The organism is Actinoplanes sp. NPDC024001 (genome assembly GCF_040638955.1).
Taxonomy (GTDB): domain Bacteria; phylum Actinomycetota; class Actinomycetes; order Mycobacteriales; family Micromonosporaceae; genus Actinoplanes.
The window spans coordinates 1-22,474 of the sequence record NZ_JBEZZB010000166.1 but is presented as its reverse complement, the minus strand read 5'-3'; the positions used below and the strand labels follow the sequence as shown (position 1 = coordinate 22,474).

The window sequence follows — 22,474 nt, the reverse complement described above, 5'->3', positions numbered from 1 at the left end:
CAGGCCTGGGGCCGGCCGGCGCTGGCCAATCACGCCGTTTTCATCATGTCGGAGCTGGTACGGCGACCGCCGCGGCCGCCGGCTCCCCGGCCGAGGCGGTCCACGGTGTCCTGTCCCTGCTCGATCCGGGCCTGGCCGCCGACGACGCCCTGCGCGCCGAGCTGGTCAGCGCGCTGGGCGAGCGATGACCCCGCAGGGCTCCGGCCGCTCCGCACGGTGCTGTGGATCCACCGAATGGTGGAGGCGCGAATCAACCCGAGCGGAGACGCGACGGTCGACGTTGCGGGGTGCGGTGCGCCCGTAACTTCGCGGTGTGACCGCTCTAGAAGTACGAAATCTGCACAAACGCTACGGGAAGCACGTTGCCGTCGACGACGTCTCGTTCACCGTGGAAGAGGGGGAGATCTTCAGCATCATCGGCTCCAACGGCGCCGGTAAGACGACCACCGTCGAGTGCATCGCCGGCCTTCGGACGCCCGATGCGGGCACGATCTCGGTGCTGGGACTCGATGTGAGAAAGCACCGCGCGCAGGTGCGTGAGCTACTCGGCGTGCAACTGCAGGAGAGCAGTCTGCCCGACGCGATCAAGGTCGCCGAAGCCCTCGAGCTCTACAGCTCCTTCTACCGCGACCCCGTCGACTGGCGTGAGCTCATGGAGCTCCTCGGTCTCACCGGGAAGCGCAACACGCGCTACCGGGCTCTGTCGGGCGGACAGAAGCAGCGGCTCTCGATCGCGCTCGCCCTGGTCGGCAACCCGAAGGTGGTGATCCTCGACGAGCTGACGACGGGACTGGACCCGCAGGCGAGGCGCGACACCTGGAGCCTCATCAAGCGGGTTCGTGACACGGGCGTCACGATCCTGCTCGTCACGCACTTCATGGACGAGGCGGAGCGCCTGAGCGACCGGATCGCCGTCATCGACGGTGGCCGGGTTGCCGCCGTGGACACGCCGGCCGGGCTGATCGCGCAGGCGAGCAACCTCGACGACGCGTTCGTGGCCTTGACGGGCCGCGCCGCGGGATCCTCCGAATCACGCTCGAAGGAAGGCTGACCCTTGCCCGCTCTGACGAACATGATCAGGATCGAGACGAGACTCTTCCTCCGAGACCCCGCCACCGTCGTCTTCGGTGTTTTGTTCCCGACGGGGCTTCTGCTGGGGCTGGGCGCCATCCCGGCACTCAGAGAGTCGTCGCCGGAGACCGGCGGGCTCCGGTCCATCGACATCTGGGCGCCGACCGCACTGGTGTTCGGGATGGTGATGATCGCCGTGCAGCACGTCCCGGCGGTGATCACGACGTATCGTGAGCGTGGCATCCTGCGAAGACTGTCGACCACTCCGGTGCATCCGCGGACTGTCCTGCTCGCGCAGATGATCGTCGCGTTCGCCTCCGTGGTCGTCTCCGCGGCACTCATGATCTTCCTTGCGTGGGCGGTGCTGGACGTCGCGCCGCCCGAGCGGCCCCTGGAGGTCGTGGTCGCCTTCATCGTCGGCTATGCGGCCCTGCTCGGGCTCGGCATGATCTCCGCGGCGGTGGTCCGCACGAGCAGTGCCGCGAACCAGATCGGCACCCTCCTGTTCGTTGCGCTGATGTTCTTCGGCGGGGCTTTCCTGCCTCGTGTCCTCATGCCCGACGTGCTGCGCGAGGTGGGCGAGTTCATCCCGCCCGGGCTGCAGGCTCTCACCGCGGCGTGGTCCGCCGAGGCGGGCGAGATCACCGCCACCGCCGGTGGGCAGCCCTTCTGGCTGCAGATCGCCATAATGGCGGGTATCGCAGTGATCGCGAGCGCGCTCGCCGCGAAGCTCTTCCGCTGGGAATAGGTGACGATGACGCGAGACGCCGGGGCGGGTGAGCGCCCGAGCTCCGGGACGCGCGGATCCGCCGTCGCGGAAGAGGCGGAGATCACGAACAGCTCCCGGCTGGCCTGGAAGAAGGAGCAGCTGCGGGTCTGGGACCTGCTGCAGTTGAGCACACCGTGGCTGCTGCTGGCGACCTCGACGGCGATCTACTTCTCGTGGGTGCTTCCGGCCTCGGGCGCAGGCTTCCGGCCGGCGGGCGCATCCGTCCTCGGGCTGGTCGCGGTCTCGGTGCTGTGGGTGCTGTTCGGGCACACGCTGCCCATCAGGAGCAGGACGCTGCGGCCCGTGCCGACAGCCGTCTACTTCGTCGGACTGCTGGCACTGTGCGTCACCCTCATGACGTACTCCGACATCTTCCTCGTCTTCACCATCGCGGGGTTCTTCCACGCGTACCTGCTCAGGCCGTGGCCGTTGGGGGTGCTCGGCGTCCTGGCCACCTCCGTGGCCCTCAACGGCTCGGCGATGCACGTGTGGGCCGACCCGGATGCCGACATGCTCGCGGAATTCATCCTGATCGTCGCCGTGCAGACGGCGGCGATCGGGGTGGGCATCCTGCTGACGGCGCGCAGCGAACCGGAGGAACGCAAGCGGGAGGAACTGGTCGAGCGACTCGAGGCGGCACTGCACGAGAACGCCGGGCTCCATGCGCAACTGGTCGCCCAGGCCCGCGAATCCGGGGCGCAGGACGAGCGGCAGCGATTGGCCGGCGAGATCCACGACACGCTGGCCCAGGGTCTCGCCGGCATCATCACACAGCTGCAGGCCGCGGAGCGTTCCGCGAGTGTGCGGGGCGAGACCGACGAGCACGTCGCGCGTGCACTTCGGCTCGCGCGCAGCAGCCTGACCGAGGCCAGACGGTCCGTGCGGGCGCTCGCTCCCCAGGAGCTGGGGCGAGCGCACCTCCCCGGCGCGCTCCGCACGTTGACCGAGCGATGGTCGGCGGACCACGGGGTCAGCGCGCAGGTGGAGGTCACCGGCACCCCCGAGCCACTGAGCCCGGCGATCGAGGTGGCGCTCTTCCGGGTGGCGCAGGAGTCGCTGACCAACGTCGCGAAGCACGCGGCGGCCTCGCGGGTCGGTGTCACGCTGTCGTACACGGGCCCCGAGGTCCTGCTGGACGTGCGGGATGATGGACGCGGCTTCGCGAACGGGGCCGGCACCGGCTTCGGTCTGACGAGCATGCGCCAGCGCGTCAGAGGGGTCGGCGGGCACGTGGAGGTGCAGAGCGCACCGGGTGACGGGACATCCGTCAGTGCGCGCGTTCCGGCGATCGCCGCCGTGGGCACGAGCGCGAAGGGGGAGACCGACCGATGATTCGGCTGGTGATCGTCGACGACCATCCGATCGTGCGGGGCGGGCTTCGCGACACCTTCGCAGGCGCCGAGGGCATCGTGGTGGTCGGTGAGGCCGGGGACGGCGCCGAGGGTGTCGAACGGGCGACGTCGCTGGCGGCGGACGTCGTGCTCATGGACCTTCGGATGCCCAGGATGGATGGCGTCGCCGCGACGGCGGCCCTGCGCGAGCGGGCCCCCGGCGCCCGGGTGCTGATCCTGACCACCTTCGACAGCGAGAGCGACGTCCTGCCGGCGATCGAGGCGGGCGCGATCGGTTATCTCCTGAAGGATGCTCTGCCCGAGGAACTGATGCGAGCCGTCCGTGCGGCCGCGCGTGGCGAGTCGGTGCTCGCGCCGTCGGTGACGCAGCACCTGATGGGCCAGGTTCGCAGGCCCGGCGCCGGCTCCCTGACCGATCGGGAGAAGCAGGTGCTGCAATTGGTCGCGAACGGACACTCAAATCGAGATGCCGCGAAAGCGCTGTTCATCGGCGAAGCGAGCATCAAGACCCATTTGCAGCACATCTATGACAAACTTGGTGTCCGCGATCGAGCCTCGGCGGTGGCCGAGGGCTACCGCCGTCGCCTGCTCACCTGACGACCCGCCGCGTGTCACGCGGAAGAGCCCGCCGGCGGCGGGCTCTCGGGTGAGGCGGTGGGTCAGGGCGCGGTGCGGCGGGCCTGGGTCTCGGCGACCATCGTGGCGAAGACCCGTTCGGTGAGCGGGTAGCGGGCGAAGAGCAGGATGCCGATCAGGATGAACACCACCGGGACGAAGCCGGAGGCGTACCGGATGGCATTGATCGCCTCGGGGCTCTGCGTCGCGGCGCCGCCCACGTAACCGCCGAGCGCGATCGCGTAGGCGGCGACCGCGCCGCCGACCGCCTGGCCCAGCTTGCGGGTGAAGGAGAACAGGGCGTAGGTGATGCCCTCGGTGCGGACGCCGGTCTTCCACTCGCCGTACTCGACGGTGTCGGCCTCCAGCGCCCACATCAGCGTGTTGACGCCGGCCGTGGAGACGCCCATGATCCCGAAGAACATCAGGGAGACCCAGGGCGTGGAGGGCGGCGACAGCGAGATCCCGACGCCGGCGAACAGCCCGATCACGCCGAAGAGCAGGAACGCCCGCTTCTTGCCGATCGCCCGGACCAGCCGCGGCACCAGCGGCGCGACCACGAAGATCGCCCCGACGCTGAGCACGGTCAGCGCGGTGAGCAGGTTGGCGTTGCCCAGCACGTCGCGGGCGTAATAGACCTGGACGGTCTGCAGCGAGAACAACGCGGTCAGGAACGCCAGCGACGCCACACACAGCATGATCAGCGGCTTGTTCACCTTGAGGGTGGTGAAGCTCTGCCGGGCGCTGACGTTCGCGACGTCGCGCTGCACCGACTCGCGGGCGGTGGCGAACAGGAACAGGTAGAGGCCGAGCCCGACGACCGCGAAGACCAGCGTGGTGATCAGCAGCGAACGCTGGAAGCCGTCCGGGTCGCCGCGGTACTGCTGGATCTGCGGCGAGACCACGAAGGCCAGCATGATGGTGGTGACCGCGGTGCCGATCATCCGGAAACTGGCCAGCTTCGCGCGCTCGGCGGGGACCTGGGTCATCGCCGCGGCCAGCGAGCCGTACGGGATGTTGACCAGGCTGTACGCGAGCCCGAGCAGACCGTAGGTCAGGTAGGCGAGCAGCAGTTTCGGGCCGGTGCTGTCGGCCAGGCCGGGCACGGTGAACGTGGCGACGCTCAGCAGCAGCACCGGCAGCCCGCCGAACAGGAAGAACGGGCGGAACTTGCCCCACCGGGTCATCGTCTTGTCGACGACCCGGCCGGCGAAGATGTCCGCGAACCCGTCCCAGACCCGGATCACCAGAAACAGCGTCCCGGCGGCCGCGGCGCTGATCCCGACCACGTCGGTGTAGTAGATCAGCAGGAAGAACGAGGTCATCGAGAACGCGAGGTTGTTGGCCGCGTCGCCCGCGGCGTACCCCAGGAACTGGAGCGTGCCGAGCCGGCGCGGGGCGACGGTGGGCGCGACGGAGGTGGCCGTGCTCACGGTGATCACGTGTCCTTCCGCCAGCGGCGCCGCAGCGCGTGCGCGGCGGCCTTGGGCTGCCGGTCGCGGGTGAACACGCCCTTCTTGTTGCCGCCGACGCGCATCACCCCGGAGGTGGTGGCGAAGTCGGCGAAGTTCCAGACGTGCTCGCCGACGACCGCGTCGATCCGGTCGAACACGCGGTGATTCATGTCGAGGTACTCGACCTGGTACTCCTCGGTCCACGGCTGGTTGCCGATCGAGTGCAGGCCGGGGTAGGTGTCGGCGCCGTATTCGGTGATGATGATCGGCTTGTTCTCGCTCGCCCAGCCGCGCAGCTCCTGCTCCCAGGCCTGCTCGGCGGCGGCCAGGTCGCCGGTGTGGGTGTACCAGCCGTAGTAGCGGTTCAGCATGAGCACGTCGGCGAACTGCGAGACCCGGCAGCTGCCGTACGGCGCGAGCATGACGTTGACGAAGCCGACCGGCCGGGTCGGGTCCAGTTCGCGGGTGAGCTCGAACAGCGGCCGGAAGTAGTTCTCCGCGCCCTCGGTGTCGCTCTCCGGCTCGTTGGCGATCGACCAGAGCACCACGCTCGGATGGTTCTTGTCCCGATCGACGAGTTCGCGGATCGCCTGTGCGTGAACCGCCCGGCTGACGTCGTTGACGGTGTCCGGGCTGAACGTGGTGTAACCCTGCGCGCCGAAGATGCCACCGCCGAGGCCCATGTTGAGCCCCACCGCCGCGGTCTCGTCGATGAGCACGATGCCGTGCCGGTCGGCGTAGTCCAGGACGTCCTCGGAGTACGGGTAGTGCGAGGTCCGGAACGAGTTGGCGCCGATCCAGCCGAGCAGCTCGAAGTCGTGCACCATGAACGCGTCGTTGTGGCCCTTGCCGATCACCGCGAGGTCCTCGTGCTTGCCGAAGCCGGTGAAGTAGAACGGCTCGCCGTTGATCAGAAAGCGGTTGCCGGCGACCTTGACGGTGCGCACGCCGACGCTCTGGTGATAGGCGTCCACCACCGCACCGGTGTCGTCGGCGAGCTGGACCTCCAGGTCGTACAGATAGCCGTCGCCGGGCGCCCAGCGGTGCACGTTCTCCACGGTCAGGGCGCCTTCGGCGCCGTCGGCCTCGGCCACGGCCCGGCCGGTCGCGTCCCGCAGCACCACATGGGTACGGGCGGAGCCGCTCGCGGCGCTCGTGTACTCGACGATCCCGGTGGCGCCGTCCAGATCGGTGCGCACCGTGACGTCGGTCAGGTGGACCGGCCCGGTCTGGTAGAGCCAGACCGGCCGGTGGATGCCCGCGTAGTTGAAGAAGTCGTGCCAGTACCGCTGGCGCGGCCCGGCCGGGGTGTCCTCGATGACGCCCGGCGGGATCGTCTGGAAGCTGAGGGTGTTGTTGACCAGCACGGTCACCCGGATCGGCTCGCCGGCGCGGACGTGCTCGGTGATGTCCGCCGCGAACGGGGTGTAGCCGCCCTCGTGCGAGGCCACCTCGACGTCGCCGACCCACACGGTGGCCCGGTGGGTGACCGATTCGAAGTGCAGCACGATCCGTCGGCCGTCCCAGCCGTGCGGGACGCGGACGGTGTTCTGGTACCAGAGGTCGCCGAAGTAGTCGCGGACCGCCGGGTCGGCGATCACGTCGTTGAAGCTGGCCGGTACGGCCATGTCCCGCGAGCGGGGCAGCGGCCCGGCGAACCATCGCGCGGTGCGGCCCTCGGCGGCCGGGTCGAGGGCGAATCGCCACAGCCCGTCGAGGCGCTTGCGGTCGCGGGTGGCGGTGTCCTGAGGGCGAAGCACGCCGTACCTCCATGATTGATGGTTTCGGGGGTGTTTCCTCCATTGGGCGCGGACGGCGACATCGACAGCAACGGATTGCCAAGTCTTGCCTCGCGCGCCGGTCAGGCAGCCGCCGCCTTGACCCGGCTCGCGTGCACGACGATCTCCACGCAGGCGTCGAGGCCGAGGGTGCCGGTGTTCAGCACGAGGTCGTACCGGCTGGGCTCGCGCGGATCCCAGCCGTAGAGCCGGATCGACATGTCCGCCCGGATCTGATCCTCGCGGCTCTGCCGCCGGGCGGCCCGGGCCGGATCGATGCCGCTGGTGCGGGCGGCCCGCGCGATGCGCCACTGTTTCGGCGCGTCGAGCAGCACGTGCAGCGCGCCCGGCCGGTCCGCCAGGATCAGCGCCCCGTTGTGACCGACGATCACCGCCCCGGCCTCGGCCGCCTCCCGGACCCAGCGGGTGTTGCGCAGGACCATGTCGTGCTCGTCCTGCTGGAACATCGCCACCGCCGGGCCCTCCAGCGCGGCATACGAGCCGCCCATCGCGGAGTAGACGCGGGACAGCAGGCTGTCGTCGGCGCGGTCGGGCGCGGGCGCCTCCAGCTCCTCGGAGGAGAACGCCTGAGCGTGGAACATCACCCCGAGCGCGTCAGCGACCCGGGAGCCCACCTCCTGCGCCCCGGAACCGAACGACTCGAAGAGGGTCACCACCGGCCGGACGGCGCGGCCGGAACTCGATGTCGCGGACATGGAACCTCCAACCCGCACTTGTGGTTCCATCCTGGCCGTGCCGGACGCCGGCGGGCAACCCGCCGCGGTGACGACCACGGGTGCCAGCTCGATTCAGCCGGGGAGCGGCTCCTGCGGCCAGTTGAGCATCTTGGCGCCGAGCACGGCGGCCTGCAGGGTGAAACGGTGCGCGGGATCAGCCGGGTCGTAGCCGGTCAAGGTCTTGATCCGGTCCAACCGGTACGTGACGGTGCGCACCGACACGTGCAGCCGCTTGGCCGCCTCGGTGGCGACCGTCCCGGTGGCGAAGTAGGCGTCCAGGGTGTCGACCAGGGGCGCGGCGCCGCCGCGGGCCCGGGCCAGCGGTGTCAGCACCGCCTGGACCAGGTCGACGATGGCCGGTTGATCGCGCAGCAGGACCCGGTAGATGAGCAGGTCGTGGGCGTTGACGACCGGGTCGTCGGTGTTCAGCCGCCCGGCCATGGTGAGCGCCTCGCGGGCCTCCTCGTAGGACCGGGCGATGCCGTACAGCCCCGGGTGGGGGCGGCCGACGGCGACCCGCCAGGGCCGCCCGCGGGGCCGGCGGCTCAGTTCGCCGTGCATGAGCCGGCCGAGCTCGTTGCTCGCCTCCATCGGGTCGGCCTCCGCCGCCTCGGCGGGTGCGATCACCACCAGCAGGCCGTCCTTGGTCGCCACCAGCACGTCGCGGTCGCCGAGCCGGTCGAACACCACCGCCTCCAGCGCGCTGATGGCGGCGTCCGCGTCCGGCAGCCGGCGGCTCGGGGCGGCCAGCGCCACCTGGTGCACCCGGGCCAGGTCGAGCCCGAACGGCTCCGCGCGCTCCACCAGCGCGCCGAGGTCGGAGTCGCCGCGCAGCAGATCGTCGATCAGCTCCCGGCGCAGGGTCTCCTCCCGCCGGACCAGGTCCCGGCGGGCGTCCGCATAGCCCTCGGCGAGGGTCGCGACCGCCTTGTCGACTACCTGCAACACGGCGGAGGCGGCATCGCGCACCGCTTCCCGGTCGCGGGAGCGCACCACCATCGGCAGGTCCTGCCACAGTCGCCGGGCCGCCGACAGGTACAGCTGCACCACCCGCCCGGCGGAGATGCCCTGCTCGGCCGCCTGCCGGCCGAGCAGGCCCACCGCGTCCAGCTCCCGCTTCTTGACCTGGCGCCCGTGGACGGCCGCGTCGGCGAGCAGCGGCAGGTAGTCGCCGAGCAGCTGCACCGGGACGCCGCCCGCGTCGCGGCTGGCGCCCTCGGCCACCTCGACGAGCCAGGCATCCTCCGGGCCGGGCTCTGCCTGCCGTCCCGGCGGCCGCCTCGTCCTGCCGCTCATCAGATGTTGGAGGTGTCGGGCGGCAGGCCGGCGGGCGGCCGCGGGGAGCCACCCTTGCCCGCGGCGTGCGGGCAGGACAGCCCGAGCGTGTAGGCGGTCATCGACAGCGACCCGTAGGCGTAGCCGTCGACCAGGACCTCGGTGCCGGCCGTGCCGGACACCGAGGCGAGGCCGGCCAGGTAGAGCGCCGGGATGAAGTGGTCCGGGGTGGGCACGGCCTGCCGGTAGTCACGGTGCGCGTCGAGCGCCGCGAAGTCGGCGGGGTCGCTCAGCATGCGGGTCCTGGCGTCCTCGTCGAAACGCTGCGCCCAGTCGTAGCCGTCGTCGGTGAGGTTCCAGTCCATGCCGCGCAGGTTGTGCACGACGTTGCCGCTGGCCACGATCAGCACGCCCCGCTCCCGCAGCGGCGCCAGCTGCGCGCCCAGCTTCAGGTGGTAGTCGAGGGGTTTGTCGGCGTTGATGCTGAGCTGCACGACGGGGATGGAGGCGTCGGGGAAGGCGTGCGTCAGCACCGACCAGGTGCCGTGGTCGATCCCCCAGCTGTCGACGTCCGCACCCACCCACGTCGGGTGGACGACGTCGCTGATCTCGGTCGCCAGCTCGGGCAGTCCGGGAGCCGGGTACTGCACGTCGAACAGCGGCTGCGGAAATCCGTAGAAGTCGTGGATGGTCCGGGGCTTGGGCATCGCGGTGACCGCGGTGGCATTGATGTACCAGTGCGCGCTGACCACGAGGATCGCCCGTGGGCGGGGAACGGCCTCCCCGAACGCTTTCCACGCGGTGGTGTAGCGGTTGATGTCCAGCGCGTTCATCGGGTTGCCGTGCCCGAAGAACGCGGCGGGCATCAGGCCGCTCGGCGTGCCAGAGGTGTCGGTGCTCATGGGGCGGCCCCCTCGCCGTGGTCGATTCACCGATGCTACGTGCTTGCCGACCGTCGGCAACGAACGTCGCGCGCGTTGTCCGCCGGGATGGCTCGGCCTGCTGGCCGGGCTACATCGTGGAGGTCGAGTCCGCCTACGCCGCCGAAGCCGTGCTGGCGCTCGAAGGAGGGCGAGACGCGGGGCGGCCGATCAGGTGGCTTCCCGCAGCCAGGTGCGGCACAGCCACCAGGCGGTCGTGGCGCCGAAGGTGCCGGCCGGATCGACGCCGGTGACCTCGGTGAACCGCCGGACCCGGTTGCGCACCGTGTTGGGGTGCACGAACAGCCTCTCGCCGGCGGCGGTGACGTCGCGGTCGCACTCCAGCCAGGCGAGGACGGCGTGCGCGACCGGTTCGGCGTTCGGGCCCAGCGCGGCCCAGGCGCGCTGGTGGCGGTCGAGCAGGACGGCGGCCAGGTCGGCCCGCTCGGTCAGCGCGGCCACCCACGCCACGTCGGCGATGTGCACGACGCCGGTGCGGCCGGTCGCCTCGGCGGCGGCCAGCGCGGCGACCGCCAGCCGCTGAACGGGCGCCAGCTTGTCCGGCTCGGCGGGCCCGGCGAGCCCGGCCGTGCCGACGCGCGCGGACGGGGGCCGGGAGAGGACACCGACCAGCAGGTCCTGCACGACCGCGCACAGCACCGGCGGATGCTCGCGCAGCGCCCGCTCGGTGTGCTCGCCGGGGCGGGCGACCAGCACCCACAGCCCGCCGGCGACCGGCAGCCCGGCCTCGGCCACCGCGAGCGCCGCCGCCGAACCGCCCTGGAGCAGCCGCCGCAGGATCGCCGCGTCCCGGCCGCCCGGCAGCGGGTCCGCGACCGCCTTCGCGGCCCGGTGCGCGCTGATCAGCCGGGCCCGGACGGCCTCGGCCCAGTCGTCGTACAGCTCCCGGGCGTCGAGCAGCCGGTCGGCGCCGACCCCTTCGGAGCGGGCCACTTCCCGGGCCCGCGCCCAGATGGCGCGTTCGGCGACGTGGATGGCGCCCAGCACCGCCTCGATCGGCACGCCCTGCCGGGCCCGGGTGACGCCGAGTTCCTCGACGAACGACAGCTCGGCCTCGGTCGGGCCGCGCCGGGCGGCGAGGGCCCGGGTCGCCGCGGTGAGCAGCGCCCGGGTGTGCCCGGCGATGTCGGACGGCGGCAGCGCGGCGACCTCCCGCACCGTCGTGCGCACCCCGGCGATCACCGACGGCAGCAGGTCGTCGTCGCCCATGACCCGTTCGATCAGGTCGACCACGGCGGTCCAGCCGTCCGGTGCGCTCATGCCGCCATGCTGCCGTGGCGTTGTGGTGGCCCACAACCGGAACCGCTAATCGCGTGGCGCACGCCATGTCCAGGGCGGTTGCCAGCGCATACGGTTTGGCGAACACCACAACGGCCCGAGGAGAAGTCGCATGCGTGTCGCCGTGATCGGCGCGGGCGCCGCCGGCCTGGCCGCGGTCAAGGCCCTGCTCGACGCCGGCTGCGAGCCGGTCGCCTACGAGCGCAGCGACCGGCCCGGCGGACTGTGGGCGGGCAGCGCCTACGCCTCCCTGCACCTGAACACCAGCCGGGGGCGCACCGAGTTCGCCGACTTCCCGATGCCGGCCGACTGGCCGCACTACCCGTCGGCCGGCCACATCGCCGGATATCTGGCGGACTACGCCGGCAAGTTCGGGCTCACCCAGCACATCCGGTTCGGCAGCGCGGTCGCCCGGGTCGAGCGCGACGAGACCTGGACGGTGACCACCGAGGCCGGCGACACGCAGCAGTACGACGCCGTGATCGTCGCCAACGGCCACAACTGGGACCCGCGCCTGCCGGACCCCGGCTATCCCGGCACCTTCGACGGCGTCCAGATGCACGCCCACGACTACCGCACCGCCGACGTCTTCCAGGACCGGCGGGTGCTGGTGGTCGGGATGGGCAACTCCGCCATGGACATCGCGGTGGACGCCTCCTACACGGCCCGCGGCCCGGTGCTGCTCTCGGCCCGGCACGGGGTGCACATCGTGCCGAAGTTCCTCTTCGGCCGCCCGGCGGACGCGACCGGCGGCGCCCTCGCCGCCCTGCCCTGGCGGGTTCGCCAGCGCATCGCCGAGACCATGCTGCGGCTGGCCGTCGGCACCCCGCAGAGTTACGGCCTGCCCGCCCCGGCCGGTGGGCTGTTCCAGAACCACCCGACGATCAGCGACACCATCCTGCACCGGCTCACCCACGGCGAGGTGGCCGCGCGCCCCGGCATCGACCGCCTCGACGGGGCCCGGGTGGTCTTCGCCGACGGCACCGCCGACCTCGTCGACGTGATCGTCTGGGCCACCGGCTACCGGGTCAGCATCCCGTTCCTGTCCTCGCGATGGCTCGGCCCCGACCCGGAGCGGATGCCGCTCTACCAGCGGGTCTTCCACCTCGACGACCCGAGTCTGGCGTTCGTCGGGCTGATGCAGTCCACCGGCGCGGCCTTCCCGGTCGTCGAGGCCCAGGCGAAACTGGCGGCCGCGTACCTCTCCGGCTCCTATGCCCTGCCCTCCGCCGGCGCGCAGCAGCGCGCCGTCGAGCGCGCCCTGCGCGCTGCCGTCGATCGCTGGGGCGAGCACGCGCGGCCCCACATGCGCATTGATTTCGATCGGTACGTCGCCGAGCTGCCCCGTGAGATCGCGGCCGGTCGCAACCGTCTCGCCCGAGGAGGAGTGGCATGAGCACCCGAGATCCCCGCGGGATGCGTGTTCTGGTCACCGGCGCGTCCGGGACGTTCGGCCGGGCGATCTGCGCCCGCCTGGACGCGCTCGGCGCCCACGTGATCGGGCTGGACCGGGCGCCCCGCCCGGACGACCCGGTCGAGGTCCTGGCCTGCGACCTCACCGACGACGACGCGGTGCCGGTGGCGGTGGGCGAGGCGATCGCCCGGCTGGGCGGGCTCGACCTGCTGATCAACAACGCCGGGATCGGCGGTCCGGCCCCGGCCGAGCTGCCGCCGGGCGAGCAGGTGCGCCGCCAGCTCGACATCAACCTGCTCGGCGCCTGGCGGGTGACCGCCGCATGCGTGGACGCGCTGGTCGCCGCGCGGGGCCGGGTGGTGATGCTCTCCTCGCGGATGGCCGTCATGCAGCTGCCCCTGGCCGCCGCCTACGGCGCCTCGAAACGGGCGCTGGTGGCCTACGCGGACGCGCTGCGCCTGGAGATCGGCACCCACGTCGGCGTCACCTGCGTCTACCCGTCCGCGGTGCGCAGCCCGATCCACGACTCGACCGCCGCGGCCGGGCTCTCGCTGGAGGGCATGAGCCGGTACGAGCCGCTCGACGGCGTGGTGCGCACGGTGCTGCGCGCCGCGCTGAGCCGCCGCGCACGCCGGGACCTGCCGACCACGCGGCGCGGGGCCGTCGAGTTCTTCCTGGCCCGGCACCTGCCCGCGCTGACCGATCGGATCGTCGCCCGTACCCTCGCGGGCCGGGCCCGGTCCGGCGCGTTCGCCGGGGCCGACCTGGCCGCCGGGGTCGTCGCACGGCACGGGGGGACCCGGTGACCACGACCCGGGAGCAGACGCGGACCCGGACGCCGGACCTGCTCGCGTACGCCACCGGCTCGATCGGGATGGGCGTCTGGGTGACCGTTCCCGGGTTGCTGCTGCTCTACTTCCTGACCCACACGCTCGGCGTCTCGCCGTTCCTGGCCGGTCTCACCCTGCTGCTGCCGAAGATCATCGACGTGGTGGTGCATCCACTGCTCGGCAGCCGCTCCGACCGGGAAGCCCGCCGCACCGGGCACCGGCGCGGCATGCTGCGGGTGGGCCTGCTGCTCGCCGTGGCGATGGTCGCGATGTTCACGGTTCCGGCCGGGCTGTCCGGTGCGCCGGCCGCGCTCTGGGTCGGTGGCTGGTTCATCGCCGGCAACCTGCTCTTCGCGTGCTTCCAGGTGCCCTATCTGACCACCCCGTCCGACCTGCGCGTCGGCTATCACGAGCGCACCCGGGTCTTCATGTTCCGGATGCTCTTCCTGACCCTCGGCCTGCTCGGCGCGGGCGTCGCCGCCCCGGCCCTGGTGGCCGCGGGCGAGCGCGGGGACTACGCCCGGATGGCCCTGCTGCTCTCCGGCGTCATGGTGGTCTCCGGCCTGGTCGCGCTGACCGGGGTGCGGCGCCTCACCGCCTCCGCCGGCGTGCGCACGCCGGACGAGCACGAGCACTCCACGCTCGGCGACATCGCCACCGCCTGGCGCGACCGCGACTTCCGGGCGCTGGTGCTGTCGTACCTGTTCACCGGCACCACCACGCACCTGTTCCTGGCCGCGCTGCCGTTCTACACCGAGTACGTCTTCGACGACTCCGGCCTAACCGCCGTGTTCATGGGCGCGTTCCTCGGCCCGGCCGTCATCGCCGGCCCGGTCTGGGCGCGGGTGTCGCGGCGCATCGGCAAGCAGCGCGGCCTGCTGATCTCCCAGGCGGTCTTCGTGCTCGGCTCGCTGGCGCCGCTGCTCGGGTACGGCGTCGTGCCCGCCGTAGCCGTGGTCGTGGCGCTGGGCATCGCCTTCGCCGGGCTCCAGCTGTTCGCCTTCTCCATGGTTCCGGACGCCGTGGCGGCCGCCGAGACCCGCGGCAGCGCCCGGGCCGGCGCCTACACCGGGGTCTGGACGGCCACCGAGGCGACCGGCACCGCCATCGGCCCGTACGTCTACTCCGCGGTCCTCGCCATCGGCGGCTTCATCGCCACCACCGAGGGCCACACCGTGGCCCAGCCGGACTCCGCCCGCACCGCCCTGCTGATCGGCTTCACCGTGGTCCCGGCCGTCCTGATGGCCGCGGCCCTGGCCTTCCAGCTGCGCTGGACGCTGGACGCCGGCCGAGGCGCTACCCCGTAACGCGGCGTTCGCACCCGTACGGCAACCCGCCGGCGGCACGCTGAACGAATGCCGCGACTTTCGCCACCGGGCCGGGGTGCCGGGACCTTGCGCCTCCTGGTCGTGCTCGGCGTGATCTGCGGGGTCGTGGCGTTCTGCGCGCCCACCGGCTGGCGTGAGGGCAGCTACCTGCTGGTCTCGGGCGGTGCCGTCGCCGTCCTGCTGCGCAGCCTGCGCACCACCGCGCGCGGGCGCGGGCCGGGGTGGACCCTGCTCGTGGCCGGGATGACGCTGCGGTTCCTGGCCGACGTGGTCTGGACGATCGTCGTGCTGCTCTACGGCGCCAACGTGACCCTGCCGTCGGCCGGCGACATCTTCTTCTTCGGGCACTATCTGGCCGTGTCGGCCGGCCTGCTCGTCCTGGCGCACCGCTCGGAGGGGCGCTCCCGGGTCGGCGTGATCGACGCGGTGATCACCACGGCCGGGTTGCTGCTGCCGGCCTGGATGTTCGCGGTGATGCCGTACCTGAACAAGGTCGAGAGCTCGGTGCCCGCGACGGTGACCGCCATCGGCTACATCGTCTGTGTGCTGCTCATGTTCGCCTGCGCCGCCCGACTGCTGTTCGTCGGCGGCTTCGCGGGCCGTGGCTACACCCTGACCGCGGTGGCGCTGGTGACCCTGCTGACGGGCGAGGCCATCTATCTCACCGAGATCAGCCGGAGCGGCTCCACGGCGGCCACCGGTCTGACCTACCTGGTCTGGACGGCCGCCTACGTGCTGTTCGGCCTCGCCGCCCGGTACCCGATGCAGCGCCGGCCCCCGGTCCTGTCCGACGAGAGTCTCACCTGGCAGCGGTGCACGGTCTTCGTCCTGGTCGCGGTCTCCGCACCCACCCTGTGGATCTTCCAGGGGCGGCTGACCGGGAGCAACGACGCACCGGTGGGGCCGGCGGTCATCGTCGCGGTGCTGTCGGTGCTGCTCATCATCCGGCTCGCCATCGTCGCCCGGGTGGCGCAGCGCCGCGCCGCCGAGCTCGACCGCCGCAGCACCGCGCTGGACGCGGCGCTGCGCCGGCAGCAGGAGCTGCAGGACCAGCTGACGTACCGGGCCCTGCACGATCCGCTGACCGGTCTGGGGAACCGCGCCATGCTCGGCGAGCAACTGCAGCAGGCCGGGCGGCCCACGGTGCTGCTCTGCGACCTGGACGGGTTCAAGGACGTCAATGACACCTACGGCCACCCGGCCGGTGACGGGCTGCTCGTCGAGGTGTCGCAGCGGCTGCGGGCGGTGACCCCGGCGGACGCCGTGCTCGCGCGCCTCGGCGGCGACGAGTTCGTCGTGCTGCTGCCCGCCGGCCTGGACGGCGACGCTATGCCACTGGCCCGCGGCGTCGTGGCCGCGCTGGCCGAGCCCTACCTGATCGACGGGCACCTGCTGCACGTGACGACCAGCATCGGGCTGCTGGTCACCGACGGCCCGGCCGACGGCAGCGACCTGCTGCGCGACGCCGACCTGGCGCTGTACGCGGCGAAGAACGCCGGCAAGAACGTCGTGGTCCGTTTCGAGCCGGCGCTGCGTGACGCGCGGCGCCACCAGAGCCACGCGCCCGCGCAGCCGGCGGCGAGCTAGCGGGCCAGCACGCCCGCGCCGTGGCGCACCTCGAAGACCAGCTGGGTCTCGGTCTGCCGGACCACCCGGTGGCTGGTGACGTGCTGGAGCACGAAGTCGCGCAGCGCCTCGGCGTTCTCGACCGCGACGTGCAGGTGGAAGTCGTCGGCGCCGGCGATGTGGAAGGCCTGGATGACGCCCGGGGCGGCGGCCAGCGCGTCGTAGAGCTGGTTGACGTTCGCCATGGTGTGACTGCCGAGGCGCACCTTGACGATCGCCTGCAGGGGGTAGCCCAGCAGCGCCAGGTCCAGCTGGGCCCGGGTGCCGGTGAGCACGCCGGCCTCGCGCAGCGCCCGCACCCGGTAGGCGCAGGTGGACTCGGCCAGCCCGAGCCGGCCGGCGAGCGTCTTGTTGCTGACCGCGGCGTCCTCGGACAGCGCGCTCAGCAGCAGCCGGTCCACCTGGTCGAGCGCGCCCGCCGGTTGCGCATTCCGCAATGTGATCGCTCCCAAACCGTTCGGCGCCTGCTCGAAAACACGAGATCCGGCCGCCGAGTTGTGTATTCAGCAACAACTCTATGAAAAAGTTGTGACTTCCGGAAACCTCTTCGCATGACCAGCCCTCTGCAACGCGACTCGGTTGCCGTGCACGCCGGCCGTGAGGACCTCACCGCGCTCGGCGTCCACGCCCTGCCTCTCGACCTGTCGTCGACCAACCCGCTGCCGGACATCAGCCGCGGCGGTGAGTCCTACGAGGCGATGGCCGCCGGCGGATATCCGCTGCCGGACGGCGGAGCGGTCTACGCCCGGCTCTGGAACCCGACCGTGGCGCGGTTCGAGACCGCCCTGGCGCGGCTGGAGCACACCGACGCCGCGGTGGCCTTCGGCTCCGGGATGGCGGCGATGACCGCGGCGATCCTGGCCCACACCACCATGATCGGCAGGCGGCACGTGGTGGCCGTGCGCCCGCTCTACGGCGGCACCGACCACCTGCTCGCCACCGGCCTGCTCGGCGCGGAGGTGACCTACTGCGACGAGGCGCACGTCGGTGCCGCGATCCGGCCCGACACCGGGCTGGTCGTCCTGGAGACCCCGGCCAACCCGACCCTGGACCTGGTCGACATCGCCGCCGTCGTGGCGCAGGCCGGGGGCGTCCCGGTGCTGGTCGACAACACCTTCGCCACGCCGGTCCTGCAGAACCCCGTACCGCTCGGTGCCGCGATGGCGCTGCACAGCGCGACCAAATATCTGGGCGGGCACGGCGACGTCGTCGCCGGCGTCATCGCCTGCGACGAGGAGACCGCCGCGCGCCTGCGGCAGGTGCGGGCCGTCACCGGCGGGCTGCTCCACCCGCTGGGCGGCTACCTGCTGCACCGGGGCCTGACCACGCTGCCGATCCGGGTGCGCGCGCAGCAGGAGAACGCGGTGCGGGTCGCCGCCTGGCTGGCCGCGCACCCCGCCGTCGACCGGGTCTTCTACCCCGGCGCCGACGGCGACCCGCGCGGACTGCTGCGCCGGCAGATGCGGGGGACCGGCGCCATGATCGCGGTGGCGCTGCGGGGCGGGTTCGAGGCCGCCACCCGGCTCACCTCGGGCACCCGGCTGTTCACCCACGCCGTCTCGCTGGGCGGGGTCGACTCGCTGATCCAGCACCCGGCGGCGCTGACACACCGGCCGGTGGCCGCCGAGGCTCGCCCGTCGGCCAACCTTGTGCGACTCTCGATCGGCCTGGAACACGTCGACGACCTGGTCCAGGATCTCGACCAGGCGCTCACGGCCACCGCCGGCGCGCCGGTGCTCGCCTCCACCCGATAGGACGCCGATGAACGACAAGCAGCCCGACGCCGAGGTCCTGCGCGAGATCGCCCGCCGAGTGCTGTGGCTGTCGGCCTCGATCGTCGACGCCGCCAACGCCGGCCGGCCCAACGACTCCGGGGTCAAGGTCGGCGGCCACCAGGCCTCCAGCGCCTCGATGGTTGACATCATGGTGGCCCTCTGGTTCGCCGAGCTGACCAGCCAGGACCGGGTGTCGGTGAAACCGCACGCCTCGCCGGTGCTGCACGCGATCAACTACCTGCTCGGCGACCTCGACGAGTCCTATCTGCCGAGGCTGCGTGCCAAGGGCGGCCTGCAGTCCTACCCGTCGCGGCGCAAGGACCCGGGCACGGTCGACTTCTCCACCGGCTCGGTCGGCATCGGGGCGACCGCCGCGCTGTGGGCGGCGATGGCACACCGCTACGTCGCCTCCCAGTTCCCCGGCGCGCCCGCCGGCGGCCGGTTCGTCAGCCTGCTCGGCGACGCCGAACTCGACGAGGGCGCCATCTGGGAAGCCGTCATGGACCCGATGGTCGCCAAGCTCGGCGAGCTGCTCTGGGTGGTCGACCTCAACCGGCAGTCGCTGGACCGGGTCGTCCCGGACATCCAGATCGCCAAGCTGCAGGGCATGTTCGCCGCCGCCGGCTGGCAGGTCGTCGTCCTCAAGTGGGGCCGGATCATCTCCCGGCTGTTCGAGCGCCCCGGCGGGGCGGCGCTGCGGGCCCGGCTGGAGGCGATGCCGAACGAGGAGTACCAGCGGATGCTGCGGGTCGACGCCGCGGACATCGCCGAGCGGATCCTCGCCGTCGACGACAACGCCGAGCTCAAGGCGCTGCTCGCCGAGATCCCGCCGGCCGACCTGGCGGCCGCCGTCCGTGACCTCGGCGGTCACGACCTGGGGCTGCTGGTCGACACCTTCCGCGACGTCGACCCGCACCGGCCGACCGTCGTCTTCGCCTACACCGTCAAGGGCCGCGGTCTGCCGACCGAGGGGCACCCCAACAACCACTCCGCGCTGCTGTCCGCCACCCAGATGGAAGCGCTGGCGGCGGCCTCCGGCATGGACCGGCAGGCGCCCTGGCAGCGTTTCGGCGCCGACACCCCGGCCGGGCGTTTGTGCGCGGACCGGGGACGTACGCTGCGCCGGGAGCCCACCGCGCCCACCGCGTCGATCGCGATGCCCGCCCAGCTCGGCCACGGCTATCGCAAGCCGACCAGCACGCAGGCGGCCCTCGGCCGGCTGCTGGCCGACCTGCCGCGTGACGCGCCCGAGGCGGCGGCCCGGGTCGTCACCTGCTCGCCGGACGTCGCGTCCTCCACCAACCTGGGCGGCTGGATCAACAAGACCGGCGTGTGGTCGGTGGAGAACCGGCACGACTGGTTCGCCGACGACGCCGAGCGGGTGCTGCGCTGGCAGGAGAACAGCAACGGCCAGCACATCGAGCTCGGGATCGCCGAGGTCAACCTGGTCTCGCTGCTCGGCGAGCTCGGCGCGACCTGGTCGCGGTGGGGCGAGCGGCTCATCCCGATCGCCACCCTGTACGACCCGTTCGTCTCCCGCGCCCTGGAACCGTGGTCCTACGGCATCTACGCCGGCGGCCAGTCGATCCTGGTCGGCACCCCGTCCGGGGTGACGCTGGCGCCGGAGGGCGGGGCACACCAGTCGATCAGCACCCCGTCGATCGCGCTGGAGCAGCCCGAGTGCGTCGCCTGGGAACCGGCGTTCGCGCAGGACCTGGAGTGGTGCTTCCTGCACGCCATGAGCCAGGTCGGCATCGAGGGCGGCACCTCGGCGTATTTCCGGCTGTCCACCCGGCCCCTGGACCCGCGGCTCGCCCGGGTGCCCGAGGAGCCGGCCCTGCGGGAACGCCGCCGGCGGCAGGCCGTCGCGGGTGGCTACCGGCTGCCGGCCGCGCACGACCCGCGGGACGAGCACGTCACGCTGGTCGGCGTGGGCGCGATCATGCCGGAGGTCATCGCGGCCGCGGAGGCGCTGGCGGCCGAGTCGGTCAACGCCGGGGTGGTCTGCCTGACCAGCCCGGATCTGGTCTTCCGGTCGTTCCAGCAGCGCGGCAGCCGGGACGCCGGCGTGGGCGGCGGCATCCTGGACGAGCTGTTCCCCGCCGAGCACCCGGCGCCGCTGGTCACCGTCCACGACGGGCACCCGCACACGCTGGCGTTCCTCGGCGCGGCCCGCGGCGACCGGATCCGCTGCCTGGGGGTGACCGCGTTCGGTCAGTCGTCCAGCCTGGCCGACGCCTACCGCCTGCACGGCATCGACACCGGCTCGATCGTCGACGCCGCGCTGACCGTCACGCGTCGCGGGTGATCCGTCGTTTCGCCGGTGAACCCCGTCGCCCGGCCTTCTCGGAGACCGTCAGCAGGACCACGACGAGAAGGAGCAGGCCGGCGACCGCGCCGAAGTGGTTCTGCAGCGTCAGCACCCACGGCTGCTCCGGTGGCGGGAACTCCGGCGTCACCGCGAACGAGAAGGCGGCCCGCCACGACCCCCACGCGAACAGGAACCCGGAGGCCAGCCACGCCATCAGCAGCGGCACCCGGCCGGTGTGCCGGGTCAGCGTCCACGCGCTCCACGCGGCGGCCAGCGCCCACACCCCGCTGTTGCCGGTGAGCAGGTGCCACCGCGCGTCGCGGTGGTCGAGCGTCGCGGTGTTCAGGCCGATCGTCGCGCCCAGCGCCCAGATGAGTTGCGGCAGGCCGAGGGCGACGGCGAGCGCGGCCGCCAGCCGCGCCACGGTGACCCGCAGGCCCGGGCCGGCCGGGACGTCGACGTCGGAGAACGCCTCCGGCCAGCGCCGCGCGGCGTAGAACGGGGCGGCGATCGCCATCCCGATCGCGAAGCCGGCGAACGACACCGACAGCACGCCGATCTCCCAGGCGCTCATCGGCGACTCCGCGGCGGCGCCGCCGGTGTCCGTGTTCACCAGCGCGAGGACCGGGATCAGCGGGATCATCGGCACCAGGAAACCCATGCCGATCCAGGCCGGGAGCAGCACCGGCCAGGCCGGCGCGCGCATGCCCCACGGTTGCGCCAGCGCGAGGCCGAGCAGCATGGCCAGCCCGGCCATCAGTACGGTCAGCCCGTTGATGACCGCCCAGTTCAGGTGGCTCCACGCGCCCTGGTGCAGCCCTCCGCCGTGCAGTCCGTCAACCGTCCAGAAGATCTTCAGGATGAAGTACGGCGCCATCGCCAGGGCCGCGCCGTACGCGGCCACCCGCCCGTCGAACCGTTCCACTGTCCGCATGTGGTCGACGGTAGAAACGGGCGCGGGGACGCACCTCCCTCCGCGGAGGGAGGTGCGTCCCGCTCGATGGTGATTCCCGGATCAGACCCGGCCGAAGTTCTGGGTCCAGTACGTGGTGCCGTCCGCCTTGAACACCAGGCCGACGCCGACCGCGACGCTGGAGCAGTTCAGGATGTTGGCGCGGTGTCCGCTGCTGTTCATCCAGCCGGTCATCACGTCCTGCGAGGTGCGGTAACCGTAGGCGATGTTCTCGGCCGACGGGCTCGGGTAGCCGGCCTGGGTCACCCGCACCACGAAGGTGCTCCCGTTGGAGCCGGTGTGGCTGAAGAAGCCCTGCGTCGCCATGTCCGCGCTGTGCGCGCGAGCCGCCGCGGTCAGCCGGTCGTCGACGCGGAGCGGGGCGCAGCCGTTGGCGGTCCGCTGCGCGTTGGTCAGCGCGACGACCTGCGCCTCGTAGTCGGTCACGAGCTTGGTGGGAGCGCTGGTGGTGGGCGCGGCGGTCGGAGCCGTCGTCACCGGGGCGCTGGTCACCGGCGCGGTGGTGACGGGCGCGCTGGTGGTCGGGGCCTTGGTCACGGGAGCGCTGGTCGTGGGCGCGGTCGTGACGGGAGCGCTGGTCGTCGGAGCGGTCGTGACAGGAGCGCTGGTCGTCGGCGCGGTGGTCGGTGGCGTGGTCACCGGTGCGACAGCGGCCAGCGCGGCCACCACGTCGACCCGGCCGTTGCCGTAGTCCTTGTCGAAGCCCTTCGTTCCCAGGTCGACCGCGTTCTGCTCCATCGCGGCCTCGATCTGGTCCGGCGTCAGCGCCTTGTTCGCCGCCTTCAGCAGCGCGGCGACCGCCGCGATGTGCGGCGAGGCCATCGACGTGCCGTTCATCGACTTGTACGACGTACCGAGCGCAGTCGGGTACGTGCTCAAAATGTTGCTGCCCGGGGCGGCGATGTCCACGTAGCTACCCGCGTTGGAGTAGCTGCCGTACCGGTCGT

Annotated in this window: 19 protein-coding genes and 1 pseudogene; 11 read left to right on the top strand and 9 right to left on the bottom strand. The window is 72.2% G+C overall.

The features are described from left to right. From AB0F81_RS41430 to AB0F81_RS41410, 5 genes and pseudogenes are all read left to right on the top strand, one after another. Positions 1-188: hypothetical protein (locus AB0F81_RS41430; protein ID WP_360207514.1), on the top strand; the 188-nt coding region annotated here is incomplete at its 5' end. 125 nt (positions 189-313) lie between these two features. Further along, positions 314-970 (top strand): annotated as a pseudogene (locus tag AB0F81_RS41425) (ABC transporter ATP-binding protein); the annotation flags it as partial. Between the two features lie 102 nt (positions 971-1,072). Further along, a complete protein-coding gene (locus AB0F81_RS41420) occupies positions 1,073-1,819 on the top strand; it encodes an ABC transporter permease (protein ID WP_360207512.1) in 747 nt (248 codons plus the stop codon). Between the two features lie 6 nt (positions 1,820-1,825). Then, the gene (locus AB0F81_RS41415; RefSeq protein WP_360207509.1) at positions 1,826-3,172 is read left to right on the top strand and encodes a sensor histidine kinase; all 1,347 of its coding nucleotides are present in this window, start codon (positions 1,826-1,828) and stop codon (positions 3,170-3,172) included. Further along, positions 3,169-3,789 carry a response regulator transcription factor gene (locus AB0F81_RS41410; protein WP_360207506.1) on the top strand — a complete coding sequence of 207 codons (621 nt, stop codon included), beginning with the start codon at positions 3,169-3,171 and terminating at the stop codon, positions 3,787-3,789. The genes AB0F81_RS41415 and AB0F81_RS41410 overlap by 4 nt, the downstream gene beginning before the upstream one ends. A 62-nt stretch (positions 3,790-3,851) precedes the next feature. On the opposite strand, the gene uidB is transcribed toward AB0F81_RS41410, so the two are convergent. The 6 genes from uidB to AB0F81_RS41380 form a co-directional block, all read right to left on the bottom strand. Beyond that, on the bottom strand, positions 3,852-5,240 hold the full coding sequence (uidB, locus tag AB0F81_RS41405; RefSeq protein ID WP_360207503.1) for a glucuronide transporter: 1,389 nt from the start codon (positions 5,238-5,240) through the stop codon (positions 3,852-3,854). A gap of 5 nt (positions 5,241-5,245) precedes the next feature. Continuing rightward, entirely contained in the window at positions 5,246-7,021 is a 1,776-nt protein-coding gene (uidA, locus tag AB0F81_RS41400) for a beta-glucuronidase (protein WP_360207501.1), read from the bottom strand. A gap of 101 nt (positions 7,022-7,122) precedes the next feature. Then, positions 7,123-7,755 (bottom strand): cytidylate kinase-like family protein, encoded by a 633-nt coding sequence (locus AB0F81_RS41395; RefSeq protein WP_360207498.1) that lies wholly within the window; start codon positions 7,753-7,755, stop codon positions 7,123-7,125. Positions 7,756-7,848: 93 nt separating this feature from the next. Continuing rightward, positions 7,849-9,072 carry a helix-turn-helix domain-containing protein gene (locus AB0F81_RS41390; protein ID WP_360207496.1) on the bottom strand — a complete coding sequence of 408 codons (1,224 nt, stop codon included), beginning with the start codon at positions 9,070-9,072 and terminating at the stop codon, positions 7,849-7,851. Next, on the bottom strand, positions 9,072-9,953 hold the full coding sequence (ygiD, locus tag AB0F81_RS41385) for a 4,5-DOPA dioxygenase extradiol (protein ID WP_360207494.1): 882 nt from the start codon (positions 9,951-9,953) through the stop codon (positions 9,072-9,074). The genes AB0F81_RS41390 and ygiD overlap by 1 nt, the downstream gene beginning before the upstream one ends. A gap of 189 nt (positions 9,954-10,142) precedes the next feature. Then, positions 10,143-11,252, bottom strand: a complete 1,110-nt coding sequence (locus AB0F81_RS41380; protein WP_360207491.1) for a helix-turn-helix domain-containing protein — start codon at positions 11,250-11,252, stop codon at positions 10,143-10,145. A gap of 130 nt (positions 11,253-11,382) precedes the next feature. Between AB0F81_RS41380 and AB0F81_RS41375 the strand changes: the two genes are divergently transcribed. From AB0F81_RS41375 to AB0F81_RS41360, 4 genes are all read left to right on the top strand, one after another. After that, the gene (locus AB0F81_RS41375; RefSeq protein WP_360207489.1) at positions 11,383-12,666 is read left to right on the top strand and encodes an NAD(P)-binding domain-containing protein; all 1,284 of its coding nucleotides are present in this window, start codon (positions 11,383-11,385) and stop codon (positions 12,664-12,666) included. Continuing rightward, entirely contained in the window at positions 12,663-13,490 is an 828-nt protein-coding gene (locus AB0F81_RS41370; RefSeq protein ID WP_360207487.1) for an SDR family NAD(P)-dependent oxidoreductase, read from the top strand. The genes AB0F81_RS41375 and AB0F81_RS41370 overlap by 4 nt, the downstream gene beginning before the upstream one ends. Then, positions 13,487-14,821 (top strand): MFS transporter, encoded by a 1,335-nt coding sequence (locus AB0F81_RS41365; protein ID WP_360207484.1) that lies wholly within the window; start codon positions 13,487-13,489, stop codon positions 14,819-14,821. Before AB0F81_RS41370 ends, AB0F81_RS41365 begins: the two co-directional genes overlap by 4 nt. A gap of 87 nt (positions 14,822-14,908) precedes the next feature. Beyond that, a complete protein-coding gene (locus tag AB0F81_RS41360; RefSeq protein WP_360207482.1) occupies positions 14,909-16,429 on the top strand; it encodes a GGDEF domain-containing protein in 1,521 nt (506 codons plus the stop codon). Here the strand turns inward: AB0F81_RS41360 and AB0F81_RS41355 are convergent. Beyond that, positions 16,426-16,905: an Lrp/AsnC family transcriptional regulator gene (locus AB0F81_RS41355; protein WP_360207479.1), complete on the bottom strand. Its 480-nt coding sequence runs from the start codon at positions 16,903-16,905 to the stop codon at positions 16,426-16,428. The two genes, AB0F81_RS41360 and AB0F81_RS41355, sit on opposite strands and share 4 nt — an antisense overlap. Positions 16,906-17,019: 114 nt before the next feature. On the opposite strand from AB0F81_RS41355, the gene AB0F81_RS41350 reads away from it, so the two are divergent. Together AB0F81_RS41350 and AB0F81_RS41345 are read left to right on the top strand one after the other, a co-directional pair. After that, positions 17,020-18,222: a PLP-dependent transferase gene (locus tag AB0F81_RS41350; protein ID WP_360207476.1), complete on the top strand. Its 1,203-nt coding sequence runs from the start codon at positions 17,020-17,022 to the stop codon at positions 18,220-18,222. A gap of 7 nt (positions 18,223-18,229) precedes the next feature. Further along, positions 18,230-20,551: a pyruvate dehydrogenase gene (locus tag AB0F81_RS41345; protein ID WP_360207474.1), complete on the top strand. Its 2,322-nt coding sequence runs from the start codon at positions 18,230-18,232 to the stop codon at positions 20,549-20,551. On the opposite strand, the gene AB0F81_RS41340 is transcribed toward AB0F81_RS41345, so the two are convergent. Both AB0F81_RS41340 and AB0F81_RS41335 read right to left on the bottom strand, forming a co-directional pair. Beyond that, positions 20,535-21,488 carry a hypothetical protein gene (locus AB0F81_RS41340; protein WP_360207471.1) on the bottom strand — a complete coding sequence of 318 codons (954 nt, stop codon included), beginning with the start codon at positions 21,486-21,488 and terminating at the stop codon, positions 20,535-20,537. The genes AB0F81_RS41345 and AB0F81_RS41340 overlap by 17 nt on opposite strands. Before the next feature lie 81 nt (positions 21,489-21,569). Then, positions 21,570-22,474: CAP domain-containing protein (locus AB0F81_RS41335; RefSeq protein WP_360207468.1), on the bottom strand; the 905-nt coding region annotated here is incomplete at its 5' end.

What these genes read in the sequence shown, in the direction of transcription:
- AB0F81_RS41415 (WP_360207509.1), top strand. Translation starts at nt 1,826, where the DNA reads ATGACGCGAGACGCCGGGGCGGGTGAGCGCCCGAGCTCCGGGACGCGC.
- AB0F81_RS41390 (WP_360207496.1), bottom strand. Translation starts at nt 9,072, where the DNA reads ATGAGCGGCAGGACGAGGCGGCCGCCGGGACGGCAGGCAGAGCCCGGC.
- AB0F81_RS41345 (WP_360207474.1), top strand. Translation starts at nt 18,230, where the DNA reads ATGAACGACAAGCAGCCCGACGCCGAGGTCCTGCGCGAGATCGCCCGC.
- AB0F81_RS41410 (WP_360207506.1), top strand. Translation starts at nt 3,169, where the DNA reads ATGATTCGGCTGGTGATCGTCGACGACCATCCGATCGTGCGGGGCGGG.
- ygiD (WP_360207494.1), bottom strand. Translation starts at nt 9,953, where the DNA reads ATGAGCACCGACACCTCTGGCACGCCGAGCGGCCTGATGCCCGCCGCG.
- AB0F81_RS41340 (WP_360207471.1), bottom strand. Translation starts at nt 21,488, where the DNA reads ATGCGGACAGTGGAACGGTTCGACGGGCGGGTGGCCGCGTACGGCGCG.
- AB0F81_RS41375 (WP_360207489.1), top strand. Translation starts at nt 11,383, where the DNA reads ATGCGTGTCGCCGTGATCGGCGCGGGCGCCGCCGGCCTGGCCGCGGTC.
- AB0F81_RS41395 (WP_360207498.1), bottom strand. Translation starts at nt 7,755, where the DNA reads ATGTCCGCGACATCGAGTTCCGGCCGCGCCGTCCGGCCGGTGGTGACC.
- AB0F81_RS41420 (WP_360207512.1), top strand. Translation starts at nt 1,073, where the DNA reads ATGATCAGGATCGAGACGAGACTCTTCCTCCGAGACCCCGCCACCGTC.
- AB0F81_RS41350 (WP_360207476.1), top strand. Translation starts at nt 17,020, where the DNA reads ATGACCAGCCCTCTGCAACGCGACTCGGTTGCCGTGCACGCCGGCCGT.
- AB0F81_RS41370 (WP_360207487.1), top strand. Translation starts at nt 12,663, where the DNA reads ATGAGCACCCGAGATCCCCGCGGGATGCGTGTTCTGGTCACCGGCGCG.
- AB0F81_RS41380 (WP_360207491.1), bottom strand. Translation starts at nt 11,252, where the DNA reads ATGAGCGCACCGGACGGCTGGACCGCCGTGGTCGACCTGATCGAACGG.